At 70.2% G+C, this 17,291-nt stretch carries 19 protein-coding genes; 13 read left to right on the forward strand and 6 right to left on the reverse strand.

Annotation, left to right across the window (positions count from 1 at the left end; all coding sequences use genetic code 11):
* Positions 1 to 8 precede the first annotated feature (8 nt).
* Together rpsR and rpsF are read right to left on the reverse strand one after the other, a co-directional pair.
* Entirely contained in the window at positions 9 to 263 is a 255-nt protein-coding gene (rpsR, locus tag ACXJ1Y_RS21500; protein ID WP_091948993.1) for a 30S ribosomal protein S18, read from the reverse strand.
* Positions 264 to 265: 2 nt separating this feature from the next.
* Positions 266 to 682 carry a 30S ribosomal protein S6 gene (gene rpsF, locus ACXJ1Y_RS21505; protein WP_463850194.1) on the reverse strand — a complete coding sequence of 139 codons (417 nt, stop codon included), beginning with the start codon at positions 680 to 682 and terminating at the stop codon, positions 266 to 268.
* Between the two features lie 320 nt (positions 683 to 1,002).
* Here rpsF and ACXJ1Y_RS21510 point away from each other — a divergent pair, with 320 nt between their 5' ends.
* The 13 genes from ACXJ1Y_RS21510 (at position 1,003) to dxr (ending at position 12,780) form a co-directional block, all read left to right on the forward strand.
* A complete protein-coding gene (locus ACXJ1Y_RS21510) occupies positions 1,003 to 1,749 on the forward strand; it encodes a pyridoxine 5'-phosphate synthase (RefSeq protein WP_463848101.1) in 747 nt (248 codons plus the stop codon).
* Entirely contained in the window at positions 1,746 to 2,144 is a 399-nt protein-coding gene (acpS, locus tag ACXJ1Y_RS21515; RefSeq protein WP_463848102.1) for a holo-ACP synthase, read from the forward strand. Before ACXJ1Y_RS21510 ends, acpS begins: the two co-directional genes overlap by 4 nt.
* Before the next feature lie 166 nt (positions 2,145 to 2,310).
* Entirely contained in the window at positions 2,311 to 3,096 is a 786-nt protein-coding gene (lepB, locus tag ACXJ1Y_RS21520) for a signal peptidase I (RefSeq protein ID WP_463848103.1), read from the forward strand.
* Entirely contained in the window at positions 3,066 to 3,860 is a 795-nt protein-coding gene (gene rnc / locus ACXJ1Y_RS21525; RefSeq protein ID WP_463850195.1) for a ribonuclease III, read from the forward strand. The genes lepB and rnc overlap by 31 nt, the downstream gene beginning before the upstream one ends.
* On the forward strand, positions 3,857 to 4,816 hold the full coding sequence (gene era / locus ACXJ1Y_RS21530; protein WP_243952005.1) for a GTPase Era: 960 nt from the start codon (positions 3,857 to 3,859) through the stop codon (positions 4,814 to 4,816). The genes rnc and era overlap by 4 nt, the downstream gene beginning before the upstream one ends.
* A 138-nt stretch (positions 4,817 to 4,954) precedes the next feature.
* Positions 4,955 to 5,860 carry a class I SAM-dependent methyltransferase gene (locus ACXJ1Y_RS21535; protein WP_463848104.1) on the forward strand — a complete coding sequence of 302 codons (906 nt, stop codon included), beginning with the start codon at positions 4,955 to 4,957 and terminating at the stop codon, positions 5,858 to 5,860.
* The gene (locus ACXJ1Y_RS21540; RefSeq protein ID WP_463848105.1) at positions 5,857 to 6,591 is read left to right on the forward strand and encodes a pseudouridine synthase; all 735 of its coding nucleotides are present in this window, start codon (positions 5,857 to 5,859) and stop codon (positions 6,589 to 6,591) included. Before ACXJ1Y_RS21535 ends, ACXJ1Y_RS21540 begins: the two co-directional genes overlap by 4 nt.
* Positions 6,592 to 6,746: 155 nt before the next feature.
* Entirely contained in the window at positions 6,747 to 7,817 is a 1,071-nt protein-coding gene (locus ACXJ1Y_RS21545) for a 30S ribosomal protein S2 (RefSeq protein ID WP_463848106.1), read from the forward strand.
* Positions 7,818 to 7,944: 127 nt separating this feature from the next.
* On the forward strand, positions 7,945 to 8,871 hold the full coding sequence (gene tsf, locus ACXJ1Y_RS21550; protein WP_463848107.1) for a translation elongation factor Ts: 927 nt from the start codon (positions 7,945 to 7,947) through the stop codon (positions 8,869 to 8,871).
* Between the two features lie 422 nt (positions 8,872 to 9,293).
* Complete coding sequence (gene pyrH / locus ACXJ1Y_RS21555) at positions 9,294 to 10,016, forward strand: UMP kinase (protein ID WP_243952010.1); 723 nt, start codon at positions 9,294 to 9,296, stop codon at positions 10,014 to 10,016.
* A 116-nt stretch (positions 10,017 to 10,132) separates the two neighbouring features.
* Complete coding sequence (gene frr, locus ACXJ1Y_RS21560; RefSeq protein WP_463848108.1) at positions 10,133 to 10,696, forward strand: ribosome recycling factor; 564 nt, start codon at positions 10,133 to 10,135, stop codon at positions 10,694 to 10,696.
* A gap of 7 nt (positions 10,697 to 10,703) precedes the next feature.
* Positions 10,704 to 11,582, forward strand: a complete 879-nt coding sequence (locus ACXJ1Y_RS21565; protein ID WP_463848109.1) for a phosphatidate cytidylyltransferase — start codon at positions 10,704 to 10,706, stop codon at positions 11,580 to 11,582.
* A gap of 19 nt (positions 11,583 to 11,601) precedes the next feature.
* Positions 11,602 to 12,780, forward strand: coding sequence for a 1-deoxy-D-xylulose-5-phosphate reductoisomerase (dxr, locus tag ACXJ1Y_RS21570; RefSeq protein WP_463848110.1), 1,179 nt, complete (start codon positions 11,602 to 11,604; stop codon positions 12,778 to 12,780).
* A gap of 7 nt (positions 12,781 to 12,787) precedes the next feature.
* Here dxr and ACXJ1Y_RS21575 read toward each other — a convergent pair whose 3' ends face one another.
* The 4 genes from ACXJ1Y_RS21575 to ACXJ1Y_RS21590 all read right to left on the reverse strand — a co-directional run bounded on the left by ACXJ1Y_RS21575 (position 12,788) and on the right by ACXJ1Y_RS21590 (position 17,260).
* Positions 12,788 to 14,113 (reverse strand): bifunctional folylpolyglutamate synthase/dihydrofolate synthase, encoded by a 1,326-nt coding sequence (locus ACXJ1Y_RS21575; protein ID WP_463848111.1) that lies wholly within the window; start codon positions 14,111 to 14,113, stop codon positions 12,788 to 12,790.
* 6 nt (positions 14,114 to 14,119) lie between these two features.
* Positions 14,120 to 15,028, reverse strand: a complete 909-nt coding sequence (gene accD, locus ACXJ1Y_RS21580; RefSeq protein ID WP_463848112.1) for an acetyl-CoA carboxylase, carboxyltransferase subunit beta — start codon at positions 15,026 to 15,028, stop codon at positions 14,120 to 14,122.
* A 37-nt stretch (positions 15,029 to 15,065) separates the two neighbouring features.
* Positions 15,066 to 15,911, reverse strand: a complete 846-nt coding sequence (trpA, locus tag ACXJ1Y_RS21585; RefSeq protein ID WP_463848113.1) for a tryptophan synthase subunit alpha — start codon at positions 15,909 to 15,911, stop codon at positions 15,066 to 15,068.
* 89 nt (positions 15,912 to 16,000) lie between these two features.
* The gene (locus tag ACXJ1Y_RS21590; RefSeq protein WP_463848114.1) at positions 16,001 to 17,260 is read right to left on the reverse strand and encodes a deoxyguanosinetriphosphate triphosphohydrolase; all 1,260 of its coding nucleotides are present in this window, start codon (positions 17,258 to 17,260) and stop codon (positions 16,001 to 16,003) included.
* Positions 17,261 to 17,291: the final 31 nt, after the last annotated feature.

The following is a 17,291-nucleotide window of genomic DNA, read 5'->3' on the forward strand; positions in this document are numbered from 1 at the left end:
CGTGTCGCCTACTTGATCACGTAGGGGAGCAGGCCGAGGAAGCGGGAGCGCTTGATCGCCTGGGCGAGTTCACGCTGCTTCTTGGCCGACACTGCCGTGATGCGGGACGGGACGATCTTGCCGCGCTCCGACACGTAGCGGGAGAGGAGCTTCACGTCCTTGTAATCGATCTTCGGCGCGTTGGCGCCGGAGAACGGGCAGGTCTTCCGACGACGGAAGAACGGACGACGGCCACCGCCGCCACCACCAGCACCGAAAGCCATGATCAGTTCTCCCCGCCGAAGCTGCTGCCACCGCCGCCGCCGAAGCCGTCGTCGTCACGACGCCGGCCGCGCTCACGATCCTTGCGGTCGTCGCGGTCGCGCTTCTGCATCATCGCGGACGGCTCGGAATCGAGTTCCTCGACCCGCACCGTCATGAAACGCAGGATGTCTTCGGAGATCTGCATCTGGCGCTCCATCTCGGCGATCGCCGCAGGCGGCGCGTCGATGTTGAGGAGCGCGAAATGCGCCTTCCGGTTCTTCTTGATGCGGTAGGCGAGGGACTTCACGCCCCACATCTCGATCTTCTCGAGACGCCCGCCGTTTTGCTCGATGACGCCCTTGTAGGTGTCGATCATCGTTTCGACTTGCTGGGACGTCACATCCTGGCGCGCCAGGAGCACGTGCTCGTAGAGAGGCATTCCGGGCCTTTCATGGTCAAAGGAGGCCCGACCGCTTGCGCGGCATGTCCGGGCCGGTTCACTTTCACGTTTGCTCGGCGCCAAGCCCTTCGAGCCGATGTAAGGCCCGAGCGGTTGATCGAAGGCGGAGACACGGGACGACGAGGCGAGCCTCTATGCCGCGAGCGGCACCGTCCGTTCAGCCCCCGGCCGGAGCGAACGCGAGGGGCGCGCATAGCCCCTTTGGGCGCATGGCGCAAGTCCGAGAGCCTGTCGCGCGGCCTTGCGAAGAGGCCCGCAAGCCGACAGGTAAGGCCCCAGCGCAACGACCGAAGACGATCATGCCCGCCCATCCGCTCCGCCTCGGCGTCAACATCGATCACGTGGCCACCGTCCGCAACGCGCGGGGGGGCACCTATCCCGATCCGGTGCGCGCGGCGCGCCTCGCCGTGGAGGCCGGTGCCGACGGCATCACCGCCCACCTGCGCGAGGATCGCCGCCATATCCGCGACGCCGACATCGCCGCGCTGCGATCCGCCCTCACCGTGCCGCTGAACTTCGAGATGGCGGCGACCGACGAAATGGTCGCCCTCGCGATCGCCACCCGGCCGCATGCCGCCTGCCTCGTGCCGGAGAAGCGCGAGGAGCGCACCACCGAGGGCGGGCTCGATATCGTCGGCGGGCGCGCGCACCTCGCCCCCCGCATTCGCGCGCTGGCCGAGGCGGGCATCCGCGTCTCGCTCTTCGTGGAGCCGGAGCCGGCGGTGATGGAGGCCGCCCACGTCCTCGGGGCGCCGGTCGTGGAACTGCACACCGGTAGCTATTGCGAGGCCGCCGTGGCGGGCGACCGGGCGGAGGTCGAGCGGGAACTCGCGCGCATCCGCCTTGCGGCCTCGCACGGCGCCGGCCTCGGGCTGGAGATCCATGCCGGGCACGGGCTCACGACGGAGAGCGTCGGGCCGGTGGCGGCGGTGCCGGAGATCCGCGAACTCAACATCGGCCACGCGCTCATCGCCGACGCGATCTTCGTCGGCCTCCCCCAGGCGATCCGCGACATGCGCGCGGCGATGGACAGGGCGCGCGGATGATTCTCGGCATCGGCTCCGACCTCTGCGACATCCGCCGGATCGAGAAGACCCTGGCCCGGCACGGGGAGCGCTTCACGCACCGGGTCTATACGGAGGGCGAGCGCGCCCGCTGCGACCGCCGCAAGGCCCGCGCGGAGGGCTATGCCCGGCGCTTCGCCGCCAAGGAGGCCTGCGCCAAGGCGCTGGGCACCGGCCTGAGCGAGGGCGTGTTCTGGCGGGACATGGAGGTGGTGAACCTCCCCTCCGGCCAGCCGACCCTGCGCCTTACTGGCGCCGCGGCCGAGCGGCTGGCGGCGATGCTGCCGGAGGGGCACACGGCGCGGATCCACGTGAGCCTCACCGACGACCCGCCCCTGGCCCAGGCCTTCGTGGTCATCGAGGCCCTGCGGGATTAGGATGGGACCTCCGCGCGTTGCCGGGGGGCTTCGCATGGTTTAGATCGCCGCACCCAGCGGACACGATGGCGGCGCAATCCTAGCGAATGGATTGCGCAAAAGCCGCCCTCGGCGTCACCTCCCGGGCGCCGGACGGCGGACCCGGTCGATCAGTAGGAACGTGCGCGTGAATCACGAGGGCAAGTCGCTCGCCAAGCCGGCGGATACCGGCACCTGGGCGAGCATCCGCGAGACCCTGAAGGTCGGCATCCAGGCGCTGCTCATCGCGCTCGTGGTCCGCACCCTGCTGTTCCAGCCGTTCAACATCCCCTCGGGCTCGCTGGTGCCGACGCTGCTGATCGGCGACTACCTGTTCGTGTCGAAATACTCCTACGGCTACTCGAAGTTCTCGCTGCCCCTCTCGGAATACATTCCGATCGAGGCCAAGGGTCGGGTCTGGGCGGCCGAGCCGAAGCGCGGCGACATCGCCGTGTTCAAGCTGCCGAAGGACAATTCCACCGACTACATCAAGCGCGTGATCGGCCTGCCGGGCGACAAGATCCAGATGATCGACGGCGTCCTCAACATCAACGGCCAGGCGGTGAAGCGCGAGCGCGTCGCCGACTATGAGACCGCCGACGCCTACGGCCAGCCGACCAAGGTGCCCCAGTACATGGAGACCCTGCCCGGCGGCGTGGCCCACCGGGTGATCGAGCGGGATGGGGACAACGGCTTCTGGGACCGCACGGAACTGTACACCGTCCCCGCCGGCCACTACTTCATGATGGGCGACAACCGCGACAACTCCACCGATTCGCGGGACCTCGCCAATGTCGGCTACGTGCCGTTCGCCAACTTCGTCGGGCGCGCCGAGATGATCTTCTTCTCCATCGACGAGGGTACGCCGGCCTGGCAGATCTGGAACTGGCCCGCCCACGTGCGCTGGACGCGCCTGTTCTCGACGATCCATTGAGCGCGGACGCGACACCCCTTCCGCGCGTCTCGGCGCGGGCCAAGCGAGCGCACAAGCCGCGACCGCCGCTCGCCGAACTCGAGCAGAAGATCGGCCATGTTTTCGCGGACAGGGAACTCCTGACCCGCGCGCTGACCCATACGAGCAAGGCCGCCGGCCGCAACGGCAGCTACCAGCGGCTCGAATTCCTCGGCGACCGGGTGCTCGGGCTCGCGGTGGCCGAGGGCCTCTACGCGGCCCTGCCGGATGCCGACGAGGGCGACCTCTCGCGCCAGCTCGCTGGCCTCGTGCGGCGGGAGACCTGCGCGGCCGTGGCCGGCACCTGGGGCGTCGGCGCGCACCTGATCCTCGGCCAGGGCGAGGTGATGGGGGGCGGGCGCCGCAACCAGACCATCCTGGCCGACGTGTGCGAGGCGATCCTCGGCGCGGTCTATCTCGACGCCGGCTTCGATGCGGCCCGCGGCATCGTTGAGGCGCATTTCCGCCCGGCCGAGCCCGGCACCGCGCCGCGCGGGCGCGACGCGAAATCGACCCTGCAGGAATGGGCCATGAGCCGAAGCCTGCCGATTCCCACCTATGCCGTCGTGGAACGCACCGGCCCCGACCACGCTCCGCATTTCCGCATGGCGGTGCAGGTCGAGGGGCTGGAACCCGGCTACGGCGAGGGCACCTCGAAGCGCGTGGCCGAGCAGGCCGCCGCCGGGGCGCTGCTCGCCCGCGAAGGCATCCATGCGGTGGGTGAAGCCCCCGCGGAGACGACATGACCGACCAGGATTCCCCCGACCACGCCGGGCTCACGCCCACGCCCTTGCCCGGCACGCCGGCCGATTCGAAGGCGGGCTTCGTCGCGCTGATCGGCATTCCGAATGCCGGCAAGTCGACGCTGCTCAACAGCCTCGTCGGCACGAAGGTCTCCATCGTGTCGCGAAAGGTGCAGACCACCCGCGCCCTGGTGCGCGGCATCGTGATGGAGGGCGCGGCGCAGATCGTCCTCGTGGACACGCCCGGCATCTTCGCCCCCAAGCGCCGGCTCGACCGGGCGATGGTGCATTCCGCCTGGAGCGGCGCCGCCGATGCCGACGCGGTGTGCCTGCTGGTCGATGCCCGCAAGGGCGTGGACGAGGAGGTGCAGGCGATCCTCTCGCGCCTCAAGGACGTGAAGCGGGAAAAGCTGCTGATCCTCAACAAGATCGACCTGATCCCGCGCGAGCGGCTCCTGGCCCTCGCCGCGCAGCTGAACGAGGCGGCGCCCTTCGCCGAGACCTTCATGATCTCGGCCCTGAAGGGCGACGGCATCGGCGACCTGCGCAAGGCGCTCGCCGCGCGGATGCCCGCCGGCCCGTGGCTCTACCCGGAGGATCAGGTCTCCGACGCGCCCCTGCGGATGCTCGCCGCCGAGATCACCCGCGAGAAAATCTACGACCGGCTGCACGAGGAATTGCCGTATCGCTCCACGGTCGAGACCGACCAGTGGCAGGTGAAGACCGACGGGTCGGTGCGGATCGAGCAGACGATCTTCGTGGAGCGCGAGAGCCAGCGGTCGATCGTGCTGGGCAAGAACGGCCAGACCATCCGCTCCATCGGGCAGGCGGCACGCCTCGAGATCGCGGAGGCGGCGGAGGCGACGGTCCACCTGTTCCTGCACGTCAAGGTGCGCGAGAACTGGGCCGACGATCCCGCCCGCTACCGCGAGATGGGCCTGGAATTCCCCCGCGGCTGATCCGCCCCCGGTGCTGGGCAGCGGGGGGCGCCCGGTGTATCAGGGAGCCATCCCCCGATTCCCTGTCTGGCGAACGCGCTCACGGACTGCGTGCGGGGGTGATGTTTCCCCGACCGTTTTCTCGATAGCCCTCGCATCATGTCCCACGCCGTCTACGGCTTGCCTCCCGTCGACCTCGCCGAGACCCCCGACACGGCCCTGCAGGTCTCGCCCGTCATCGTCGGTTCGTCGCGTCTCGAAGACGTCCCGGATGCGAGCCTGGAAGGCGCGACCGTGTACGCGCCGGCCGGCACGATCGAGCGCCGCTATGTCCTCGCCCACGCCCTGCGCGCCCTCGCGCCCGGCGCGCGGCTGACGGCGCTGGCGCCGAAGGATCGCGGCGGCGCGCGCCTCGCCAAGGAGCTGGCCGGCTTCGGCTGTGTGCCGTCGGACATGCCGAAGCGGCACCACCGCATCTGCACCGTCGCCCGGCCACCCGAGCCGGCGGGGCTCGGGGTCGCCATCGACGAGGGCGGGCCGCGCCACATCGACAATCTCGCCCTGTGCACGCAGCCGGGCATCTTCTCCTGGGACAGGCTCGATCCGGGCACGGCCCTGCTGATGCACCGCCTGCCGGCGCTCAAGGGGCGCGGCGTCGATCTCGGCTGCGGCCTCGGCCTGCTCGGCCGGGCGGTGCTGGGCTCCTCCGCCGTCACCGAGATCATCCTGATCGACCTCGACCGGCGGGCCATCGAGATGGCCAAGCGCAACGTCTCCGATCCGCGCGCCAGGATCGTCTGGGGGGACCTGCGGGCGGCGTCGGGCCTGCCCACCGGCCTCGACTTCGCCGTGAGCAACCCGCCCTTCCACGATGGCGGCGCCGAGGATCAGGCGCTCGGCAAGATCTTCATCCAGCGCGCGGCTGATTCCCTCAGGTCGGGCGGGACGCTGTGGCTCGTGGCCAACGCGCATCTGCCCTACGAGGCGACCCTGCGCGAGCGGTTCCGCAGCGTCGAGACGGTGGCGCAGGAGGGCGGCTACAAGGTGTTCGAGGCCAGGCGGTGAGCAAGGCCGTCCGCCTCGACAAGCTGCTGGCCAATCTCGGCTACGGCTCCCGCCGGGAGATCCAGACCCTCGCGCGGATGGGCGAGATCCGCCTCGACGGCGAGGCCCTGTCCGATGCCGGCGCCCGCATCGCCCTGACGCCGGACCTGCCGGCCCGTCTCACGGTGGAGGACGAAGCCCTCGATCCGCTGCCCGGCCTGTGCCTGCTGCTGCACAAGCCGGTGGGCGTCACCTGCTCGCACAAGGAGGCGGGGCCGCTGGTCTACGGGCTGCTGCCGGAGCGCTGGCGCCATCGCGACCCGCCCCTCTCGACGGTGGGGCGCCTGGACAAGGACACGTCCGGCCTGCTGCTGCTCACCGACGACGGCGCGCTGCTGCACCGGATCATCTCGCCGAAGGCCAACGTCGCCAAGCGCTATCGGGTCACGCTCGCCCGGCCGCTCCGGGGCGACGAGGAGGCGGCGCTCGCCGCCGGCACGCTGATGCTCGACGGAGAGGACAGGCCCCTCCTGCCGGTGGCGATGGAGACGCAGGACGCGACCCATTGCGCCGTCACGCTGACGGAGGGCCGCTACCATCAGGTGCGCCGGATGTTCGCGGCGCTCGGCAACCACGTCGAGGCCCTGCACCGGGACAAGGTGGGCGGCCTCGACCTGCCCGGCGACCTGCCGGCCGGGGAGTTCCGCATCCTCGGCGAGGCGGAGATCGCCGCGTTGTTCGCGGCGGCGTAACCCCCGTGAGACTTGCCACCGCCGGGTGGTTCTGCTAACCGCCCGACCCATCCCACACGCGGAGCCGGCCCCATGATTCAATGGGGCGTTTCCGGTGGCTGGCTTGAGGCCGGTCGCAACCCTCCGCGGCGGATTTAACCGGAGAGAGATTTACGATGGCCGTCGACTTTTCCATGCGTCAGCTGCTCGAAGCCGGCGCTCACTTCGGGCACCAGTCGCACCGCTGGAACCCGAAGATGCAGCCCTACATCTTCGGCACCCGCAACAACATCCACATCATCGACCTCGCCCAGACCGTCCCGGCGATGCATCAGGCCCTCCAGGCCGTAAGCGACACCGTGGCCCGTGGCGGCCGCGTGCTGTTCGTCGGCACGAAGCGCCAGGCCGCCGACACGATCGCCGAGGCCGCCCGCCGTTCGGCCCAGTACTACGTCAACTCCCGCTGGCTCGGCGGCACGCTGACCAACTGGAAGACGATTTCGGGCTCGATCTCCCGCCTCCGCAAGGTCTCCGAGACCCTGGAGACCGGCGGCCCGGGCCTGACCAAGAAGGAGCGCCTGATGCTGTCCCGTGAGCAGGACAAGCTCGAGAAGGCGCTCGGCGGCATCAAGGACATGGGCGGCGTGCCGGACCTGCTGTTCGTGATCGACACCAACAAGGAGCAGCTGGCGATCAAGGAGGCGAACCGCCTCGGCATCCCGGTCGCCGCCGTGGTCGACACCAACTGCAACCCGGACGGCATCACCTACGTCGTGCCGGCGAACGATGACGCGGGCCGCGCCATCGCGCTGTACTGCGACCTGATCGCCCGCGCCGCCATCGACGGCATCTCGCGCGCCCAGGGTTCGTCGGGTGTCGACCTCGGCGCCTCCGAGGAGCCGATGGCCGAGGAGCTGCCGGCCAACGACGATTCCGCCCCGGCTTCCGTGGCGACCGACTCCCTCGATCCGGCCGACGTGGCGATGCTCGCCGAGTCGACCGAGCATTTCGAGCTTCTCGCCGCCCCGCGCGGCGCCCCCGACGACCTGACCAAGCTGAACGGCGCCGGTCCGCAGATCGTCCAGAAGCTCAACGATGCCGGCATCTACCATTACTGGCAGATCGCCGCGATGACCGCCGAGGAAGTCGCCAAGGTCGATGCCGACCTGAAGCTCAACGGCCGCATCGACCGTGATTCGTGGGTCTCGCAGGCCCGCGGCTTCGTCGAGGCCGCCGCCGCGGCCTGATCCGACCGGAGCGTGGACCGGCCGTCATCGGCCGGTCGCACACCCCAGCCTACCGGGCCCGGCCGCTCGCCCCGAGCGCCGGGCCTCTGTCATCGAACCGCCCTCAACCGCACGAAAGGAACCGGCCATGGCCAACATCACTGCCGCGATGGTGAAGGAGCTTCGCGAGAAGACCGGCGCCGGCATGATGGATTGCAAGGGCGCCCTCGCCGAGACGCAGGGTGACATCGAGGCCGCCGTCGACTGGCTGCGCAAGAAGGGTCTCGCCAAGGCCGCCAAGAAGGCCGGCCGCGTCGCCGCCGAGGGTCTGGTGGCCGTCGAGTCCGCGGGGCACCACGCCGCCATCGTCGAGGTGAACTCCGAGACCGACTTCGTGGCCCGCAACGACGGCTTCCAGGCCTTCGCCCGCGAGGCCGCCAAGATCGCCCTCAACACCGACGGCACCCTCGAGGGCCTGCAGAACGCGACCTTCCCCGGTTCGTCCGAGACCGTCTCGGCCCACCTGCAGAGCCTGATCGCCACGATCGGCGAGAACATGAACCTGCGCCGCGTCGCCAAGCTCGACGTGACCAAGGGCGTGATTGCCAGCTACGTCCACAGCCAGATCTCCGAGGGCCTCGGCAAGATCGGCGTGCTCGTGGCCCTCGAGTCCGAGGGGGACGTGGACGCCCTCTCGACGCTGGGCCGCCAGATCGCCATGCACGTCGCGGCGACGAACCCGGTGGCCCTCGACGCCTCCGGCGTCGATGCCGGGACCGTGGAGCGCGAGTCGAACATCCTGCGTGAGAAGAACGCCGGCAAGCCGGATCACGTCATGCAGAAGATCATCGAGAGCGGCCTGAAGTCCTACTACAAGGAAGTCACCCTCCTCGAGCAGCCCTTCGTGCACGATGGCTCGAAGACCGTCTCCCAGGTGCTCAAGGAAGCGGCCGGCAAGGTCGGCGGCCCCGTCACCCTGAAGGGCTTCGTCCGCTACGCGCTGGGCGAGGGCATCGAGAAGGAAGAGGGCCCGGACTTCGCGACCGAGGTCGCCCAGCAGGCCGGTCGCGCCTGATCCGAACGGATCCCTCGCGGATCTAAAGCGAAGCCCGCCGGGTCGCCCCGGCGGGCTTTGTTCTGCGCACTCGCGCGCGTCGTTCTTGTGCGGTGCAATAATCCGCGTTGGCGCGTGCCGCGACGCACAGCGTGACGACGGCCGGGCCCCTATCTTGGGCCCATGGCAAAGAGCTTCAGCTACCTCATGATCGGTGTCTTCGCTTCCGGCCTTTTCATGACGGCCGCGGGCGTGTTGGATTTCGTCTCCAACCACTGAGATCGCCCGGCGCCCTGGCGCCGGCTTCCCCTCGACGGGTCCACCACTTCATCACCGGGCTGCCCAGGCAGTCCGGTGATTTCGTCTGTGCCGCCCTCGACGCGCGGGCGGGGTCTGACGTAGAAGCTGCCGCCCGGCGGTTCGGGCTGTCACGAGGACTCCAGATGCCCGCATCGACGCCCTTTCGTCGTGTGCTCGTGAAGCTCTCCGGCGAAGCCCTGGCGGCCCCCGACGGCTATTGGCTGCATCCCCCGACCCTGGCCGCGCTGGCCGAGGACATCTCCCGGTCCATCGAGAAGGGGCTGGAGATCGCCATCGTCGTCGGCGGCGGCAACATGATCCGTGGCGCGCGCATTTCCGCTGCCGGATGGATCGACCGGGCGACCGGCGATTCGCTCGGGATGATGGCGACGGTGATGAATTCCCTCGCCATCGAGACGGCGCTCAACGCGGCGGGCGTGCAGGCGCGGACGATGTCGGCCGTGTCGATGCCGACGATCTGCGAGACCTATGCCCGCCAGCCGGCCCTGCACCACCTCGACAAGGGGCAGGTGGTGGTCCTCGCGGGCGGCACCGGCAACCCGTATTTCACCACCGACACCGCCGCCGTGCTGCGCGCCGCCGAACTGCGCTGCGACGCCGTGCTCAAGGCGACGCAGGTGGACGGGGTCTATTCGGCCGATCCGAAGAAGGACCCCAACGCCGTCCGCTACGACCGCATCACCCATGACGAGGCCATCGCCCGCGACCTTAAGGTGATGGACACCGCGGCCTTCGCGCTCGCCCGCGAGAGCCGGTTGTCGATCGTGGTCGGCTCGGTCCACGCGCCGAGTTCCATCGCCGCGATCCTGTCGGGCGATGCCCCTTCGACCCATGTGGTCCCCTAACCCTGGGGATGCTGCAACCCGGCGTTTGCGGGCGAGAAAAAATTCGTCCATTGAGGCCGCGATCGCGCGCCCTGCGCTGCGCCTCCTTTCCACCATGCCCGTAGGGACCTGACGCCATGGCCACTCCGGAATTCGATCTCAACGACATCAAGCGCCGTATGCAGGGCGCCGTCTCGTCCCTCTCGAAGGATCTCGGCTCCCTCCGCACCGGCCGGGCCACGCCGGGTCTGGTCGATCCGATCCAGATCGATGCCTACGGATCGATGATGCCGATGTCCCAGGTGGCGACGGTGAGCGTGCCGGAGCCGCGCCTCCTCTCCATCTCGGTCTGGGACCGCAGCATGGTCACCGCCGTCGAGAAGGCGATCCGCGAATCCGACCTCGGCCTCAACCCGCAGACGGAAGGCCAGACGATCCGCCTGCGCATCCCCGAGATGAACGAGCAGCGCCGCAAGGAGATGGTGAAGGTCGCGCACAAATACGCGGAGGAGGCCCGCGTCGCCGTGCGCCACGTCCGCCGCGACGGGCTCGACCACCTCAAGAAGCTCCTGAAGGACAGCGCCATTTCCGAGGACGACGAGAAGCGTCAGGCCGGCGACGTCCAGAAGGTCACGGACGCCCACATCGCCGAGATCGACGGCGTGCTGTCGTCTAAGGAAAAGGAAATCATGCAGGTCTGAGGCCGGCGTGACCGAGGTTTCGGCCGAGGCGGCCTCGGCCGCGCCAGTCGCTCCCGCGCGCCGCTCGCGCCGGGAATTGTGGCTGCGCGTCGCCTCCGGGATCGTTCTCGGGGCTGCCGTCATCGCGGCACTGATCCAGGGCGGATGGGCCTTCGCGGCCGTGTGGCTTGTCGCTGGCATCGCCGGATACGGCGAATGGATCGTCATGAGCCGCGTGGAGCCGCGCGAGGTGCTGATCGCGCTGGGCGCCGCGACCCTCGCCGCCATGGTGCTGGCCCTCCAGCAGGACGCCCCTGCTGTCGCCTGCGCCGCGATCCTCGTCCTCGGGGCGGCGGCCTGCGCCACCGTGGCGCGGACCGGCGCGGGGCGGGCGAGGGCGCTGATCGGCCTCGTCTGCGCGGGCGTGATCGCCTCGGTGCCGACCGCCCTGCGGGATGACGCCACCTTGGCGCTGATCGGGCCGATCTGGATGTTCGCGGTGGTCTGGGCCACCGACATCACCGCCTATTTCGTCGGGCGCCGCCTCGGCGGGCCGAAGCTGATGCGGCGGGTATCGCCCAACAAGACGTGGTCCGGGGCTTTGGGCGGCCTCCTCGGGGCCGTCGCCGCCGGGACGCTGGTCGCCGTCGGCGCGGACCTGATGGGGATGACCCTGCCGCGCGGCGCCTCCCTGCCGGTGGTGGCGGGCGTGAGTGCGCTGGCCTCCGTCCTGTCCCAGGCGGGCGATCTCTACGAATCGTGGCTGAAGCGCCGCCACGGCGTGAAGGATTCGAGCCGCATCATTCCCGGCCATGGCGGGGTGATGGACCGGCTCGACGGGTTTTTCGCCGTGGCCGTGCTCGCGGGACTCTATCTCGCCCTGCGCGGGTATGGCCTGATCGGCTAATATCTCAGGAGTTCCACCCGTGACGCAGACCGTCACCGTCCTCGGGGCCACTGGCTCCATCGGCCGTTCCACCGCCGACCTGCTCACGCAGCACGCCGACCGTTTCCGCACCGGGGCGGTGGTGGGCGGGCGCGACGCGGCGGCGCTGGCCAAGGTCGCCCGCGAGCTGAACGCGAGCTTCGCGGCGCTCGCCGACCCGGCCGCCGGCCCGGCCCTGGCCGAGGCGTTGTCCGGCAGCGGCATCGCCAACGGCGCGGGGGAGGGGGCCGTGCTCGACGCCGTCGCGCGCGACGCCGACATCGTCGTCGCGGCGGTGAGCGGAGCCGCCGGGCTCAAGCCGACGCACGCCGCCCTGCGCCTCGGGCGCACGGTGGCGCTCGCCAACAAGGAGAGCTTGGTCTGCGCGGGCGACGCCTTCATGCGCGACGCCAAGCGCTACGGCGCCACCATCTGGCCGATGGATTCCGAGCACGACGCCCTTGCGCAGGCCCTGCACGGGCGGCCCCTCGACGACGTGCGCACTCTGATGATCACCGCGTCCGGTGGCCCGTTCCGCACCTGGACGCGGGAGCGCATCGCCGCCGCGACGCCCGCCGAGGCCGCCGCCCACCCGACTTGGTCGATGGGCATGAAGATCAATATCGATTCCGCCTCCCTGATGAACAAGGGGCTGGAACTGATCGAGGCGCACCACCTCTTCGGCATCGAGCCGGAACGGCTCGATGTGGTGGTGCATCCGCAATCGGTTATCCACGGGATGGTCTACTGGATCGACGGGGCGGTGACGGCGGAACTGGCCCTGCCGGACATGCGCGTGCCGATCTCGCATTGCCTCGGCCTCGGCGATCGGCTCAGCATCGAGCGCGGGCGACCCCTCGACCTCGTGAAGCTCGGCGCCCTGACCTTCGAGGCGGCGGACGAGGAGCGCTTCCCCTGCCTGCGGATCGCCCGCGCCGCCATGGCCGACGGGGGCGCGGCTCCGACCGTGATGAACGCCGCGAACGAGGTGGCGGTGGCCGCCTTCATCGCCGGCCGCATCGGCTTCTACGGCATCGCCGAACTGGTGGAGCGGGCCTGCACGCATTTCGCGCCGGTCTACCCGCACGCCCCGGCGGATGTCGAAGAGGCTCTGGCCATCGACGCGCATGTGCGCGCCTGGAGCGCCGAGGCGCTGCCGGAGATGCGCGCCGCCGGCTGAGGCCGGCTCAGGTCGGCGGCGTGCCGTTCGCCGCCAGCACCTGCCCCGCGAGGTAGAGCGAGCCGCAGATGAGGATGCGCGGCGCCCGCTCGAAGGCGATGTCGCCCACCGCCGACAGGGCCGCCTCGACGCTCGGGGCGATCCGCGACGACAGGCCGGCGCGCTCGGCGATCTCCGCGACCTCCTCCGGCGGACGGGCGGCGACCTGACCGGAGATCGGCACCGCGATCAGCGCGCGGGCGAGCCCGACGAAATGGCGCAGGAAGCCGTCGGCGTCCTTGGTCCCGAGCAGGCCGACGATCAGCACGAGGGGCGCGTCGCTGCGCTCGCCGAGGTCGCCCATGGCGGCGGCGAGGATGCGCCCGCCATCCATGTTGTGCCCGCCATCGAGCCAGAGTTCCGCGCTGCTGGGGACGAGGGCGGCGAGGCGGCCCTTGCCGAGGCGCTGCAGCCGGCCCGGCCATTCGACGCCCGTCAGGCCGCGCTCCAGGGCAATGGTGCCGATGTCGCCGAACCCGGCCGCGCGGAGGGCCGCGATGGCGGTGCTGGCGTTCACGAGCTGGTGCCGGCCGGCGAGCTTCGGCTTCGGCAGGTCGAACAGGTCGGTCTCGTCCTGGTAGACGAGCCGCCCGCGCTCCTCGTGGACGGAGAAATCCTGGTTGCCGATGATGATCGGATCGGCCCCGACGCGCTCGGCCTGCCGGCAGAGCACCGTATCGGCCTCGGCGTAATCCTGGGCCGCGATCACCGCCGGGCAGCCGCGCTTGAAGATGCCGGCCTTCTCGGTGGCGACCGATTCCACCGTGTCTCCGAGATATTCCGCGTGGTCGCGGCCGATGGGCGTCACCACCGCGCAGGCGGGCTGGTCGATGACGTTTGTGGCGTCCACCCGGCCGCCGAGGCCGACTTCCAGCAGCAGCACGTCGGCCGGATGCTCGGAGAAGAGCAGCAGCGCGGCGGCGGTGGTGATCTCGAAGACGGTGATCGGCTCGCCCGCGTTGGCGGCCTCGCAGCGGGAGAAGGCGTCGGCCAGAGTCTCCTCGTCCACGAACCGCCCGCCGCCGATGGCGCCGAGGCGGATCCGCTCGTGGAACCGCACCAGATGCGGCGAGGTGTAGACGTGGGCCGCGAGCCCCCCGGCCTCCAGGATCGCCCGCATGAAGGCGATGGTCGAACCCTTGCCGTTGGTGCCGGCGACATGGATCACCGGCGGCAGACGCCGCTCCGGGTGGTTCAGCCGCGCGAGCAACCGCTCGATCCGCCCGAGGGACAGATCGATGGTGCGAGGGTGCAGCGCCAGGAAGCGCGCCAGAAGGGCGTCGGAGGAATCCATCGGCCCTCAGGCCATTTCAGAGGCGGGTTCCGCGGCCGGCTCGGCCTGCGCGGGGGCGGGCAGGTTCATCAGCAGGCCGCAGAGGCGGGTGATCGTGTCCTTCAACTGGTGCCGGTGCACCACCTGATCCACCATGCCGTGCTCGCGCAGGTATTCCGCGCGCTGGAAGCCGTCCGGCAGCTTCTCGCGGATCGTCTGCTCGATCACGCGCGGGCCGGCGAAGCAGATCAGCGCCCCCGGCTCGGCGAGGTGGACATCCCCCAGCATCGCGTAGGAGGCGGTGACGCCGCCCGTGGTCGGGTTCGTGAGCACCACGATGTAGGGCAGACGCGCGTCGCGCAGGCGGCGCACCGCCACGGTGGTGCGGGGCATCTGCATGAGCGAGAGGATGCCCTCCTGCATCCGCGCGCCGCCGGAGGCGGAGAACAGGACGTAGGGGGTCTTCTTCTCGACGGCCTTTTCGGCGCCGCGCACGAAGGCCTCGCCCGCCGCCATGCCCAGCGAACCGGCCATGAAGCCGAATTCCTGAACGGCCAGCGTCATCGGGATGCTGCCGACCCGGCCGAAGCCGATCTTGAACGCGTCCTGCAGGCCGGTCTTGCTGCGGGCATCCTTGAGCCGGTCGACGTAACGCTTCTCGTCGCGGAACTTGAGCGGGTCGGTCGGCACCTCGGGGAGGGCGACGTCGATCCACGTTCCCCCGTCGAACATCATCTTGAGACGCGCCGTGGCGCTCATCTTGAGGTGATGCTCGGAGCCCGGAATGACCCAGTGGTTGGCCTCCACCTCCTTGTGGAAGACCATTTGGCCGGTGTCGGGGCACTTGACCCAGAGGTTCTCCGGGGTCTCGCGCTTGAACAGCGTCTTGATCCGGGGGCGCACGACCTCCGAGATCCAGTTCATCGGTTCGACCATGCTGAGACGCCCGTGTCGTTCGATGCGGAAAGAGGGTTCAGGCGCTGCGGCCGGCAGAGCGGACGCCCTCGGCCAGTTCGCGCACCAGGGACGTGACGGCCTCGACCGTGCCGGGCCCGGCGCGGCCCTCGCCGTCGAGGGAGCGATGGAGCGCATCGACCAGCGCCGAACCGACGACGACCCCGTCCGCACCCTTCGCAATGGCGGCCGCGTGGGCGCCGGTCTTCACGCCGAAGCCGACCACCACCGGCAGATCCGTGTGCTTGCGGATCCGCCCCACCGCCTCGGCGACACGCCCGAAATCGGGGGTCGCCGTGCCGGTGATGCCGGTGATCGACACATAGTAGACGAATCCCGCCGTGTTCGCGAGCACGGCCGGCAAGCGGCGCTCGTCGGTGGTGGGGGTGGCCAGCCGGATGAAGGCGATGCCCTTCGCCAGCGCCGGCAGGCAGAGTTCGGAATCCTCCTCCGGCGGGCAATCGACCACGATCAGCCCGTCGATCCCGGTCTCGACCGCGTCGGCCAGGAACCGGTCCACCCCGTAGGTGTGGATCGGGTTGTAGTAGCCCATCAGCACGATCGGCGTGGTGTCGTTCTCGGCGCGGAAGCGGCGGACGAGACCCAGCGTCTTCGCCACGTCCTGCCCGGCCTTCAGGGCGCGCAGGCCCGCCGCCTGGATCGCCGGCCCGTCGGCCATGGGATCGGTGAAGGGCATGCCGAATTCGAGGATGTCCGCCCCCGCGCCGGGCAGCGCGCGCAGGACCTCCAGCGAGGTCTCCGGGTCGGGATCGCCACCCATGATGTAGGTGACGAGCACCGCGCGGCCCTCTGAGCGGGCCTTGGCGAAGGCGGTGTCGATGCGGCTCGGCGTGGCAGACGGCATGGGTCGGTGCAAACGGCTTTCGGGGAACGGATCGCGCTACACCATCCCCGCCCTGCCGTGAAGCGGGGCGGGGTCGGCGCTTGTCTCGCTCAGGGTTCCGCCAGCGGCAGGCCCCGGCTCGGCGGGGAGCGCTGCAACTCCGGCGTGGCCTCGAACAGCGTGCGGTGCGCGAGCACGGCGTAGGTGTCGGTCATGCCCGCGATGTAGTCCGAGATGCGGCGCGCGATTCGCGGCTCGGAGGCCTGCGCGAGGTCGGCGCTCCATTCCGGCGGCATGCGCGACGGGTCGGCCTTGAAGGCGGTGAACAGGTCCGAGACAATGGAAGCCGCCTGCTCGCGCACCGCCATCACGCCGGGGTCGCGGTACATCCGCTTCCAGAGGAAGCGCATCACCTCCGCATCCGCCGCCTCGATGGCGGGAGAGAACGCGACGACCGGCGCCCCGGCGGCGTGGATGTCGGCGACGGTCTTGGGGTTCAGCGCCGCGATCCGCCGCCCGCCCTCGCGGATCACGTCCTCCACGAAACGGGTGATGACCCGCCGCGCGAGTTCGTGGACCACCCGCGCCGATTCCAGGCCGGGATGCAGGGTGGCGATCTCATCGAGCAGCCCCCCGAGGAACGGCACGGCGTCGAGGTCGGAAAGGTCGAACAGGCCGGCGCGCAACCCGTCATCGAGGTCGTGCGCGGCATAGGCGATGTCGTCGGCGAGCGCGGCGGCCTGCGCCTCCGGCCCGGCATGGAGCGCGATGTCGAGGGGATTCACCGCGTCGTATTCGAGGATCGCCGCCGGGATGCCGCGCTCGGCATAGCGCGGGGTCGGCAGGCCCTCGGCGGTGAGGAGCGGGCCGTTGTGCTTCACCAGCCCTTCCAGGGTCTCCCAGGTGAGGTTCAGCCCGTCGAAGCCGGCATAGCGTCGCTCCAGCCGGGTGACGATCCGCAGGGTCTGGGCGTTGTGGTCGAAGCCGCCGAACGGCGCCATGCAGGCGTCCAGCGCATCCTCGCCGGTATGGCCGAAGCAGGTGTGGCCGAGGTCGTGCGACAGGGCGAGGGCCTCCGCCAGATCCTCATCGAGCCCCAGCGCCCGGGCCAGGGCGCGGGCGATCTGCGACACTTCGAGGGAATGGGTCAGCCGCGTCCGGTAATGGTCGCCCTCGTGATGCACGAAGACCTGCGTCTTGTGCTTCAGCCGCCGGAAGGCGGTGGAATGGATGATCCGGTCGCGGTCGCGCTGGAAATCGCTGCGCGTGGGCGAGCCCGGCTCGGGGATGAGCCGGCCCCGTGTCGCAGCCGGGTCCGTCGCATAGGGCGCGCGCCACCGCTCGCCGTTGGGCCGTCTCGTATCCTGCACGCTCGCTCCTCACGCGCCCGCATTGCAGCAC

The sequence above is a fragment of the Methylobacterium sp. TK26 genome, assembly GCF_055361565.1.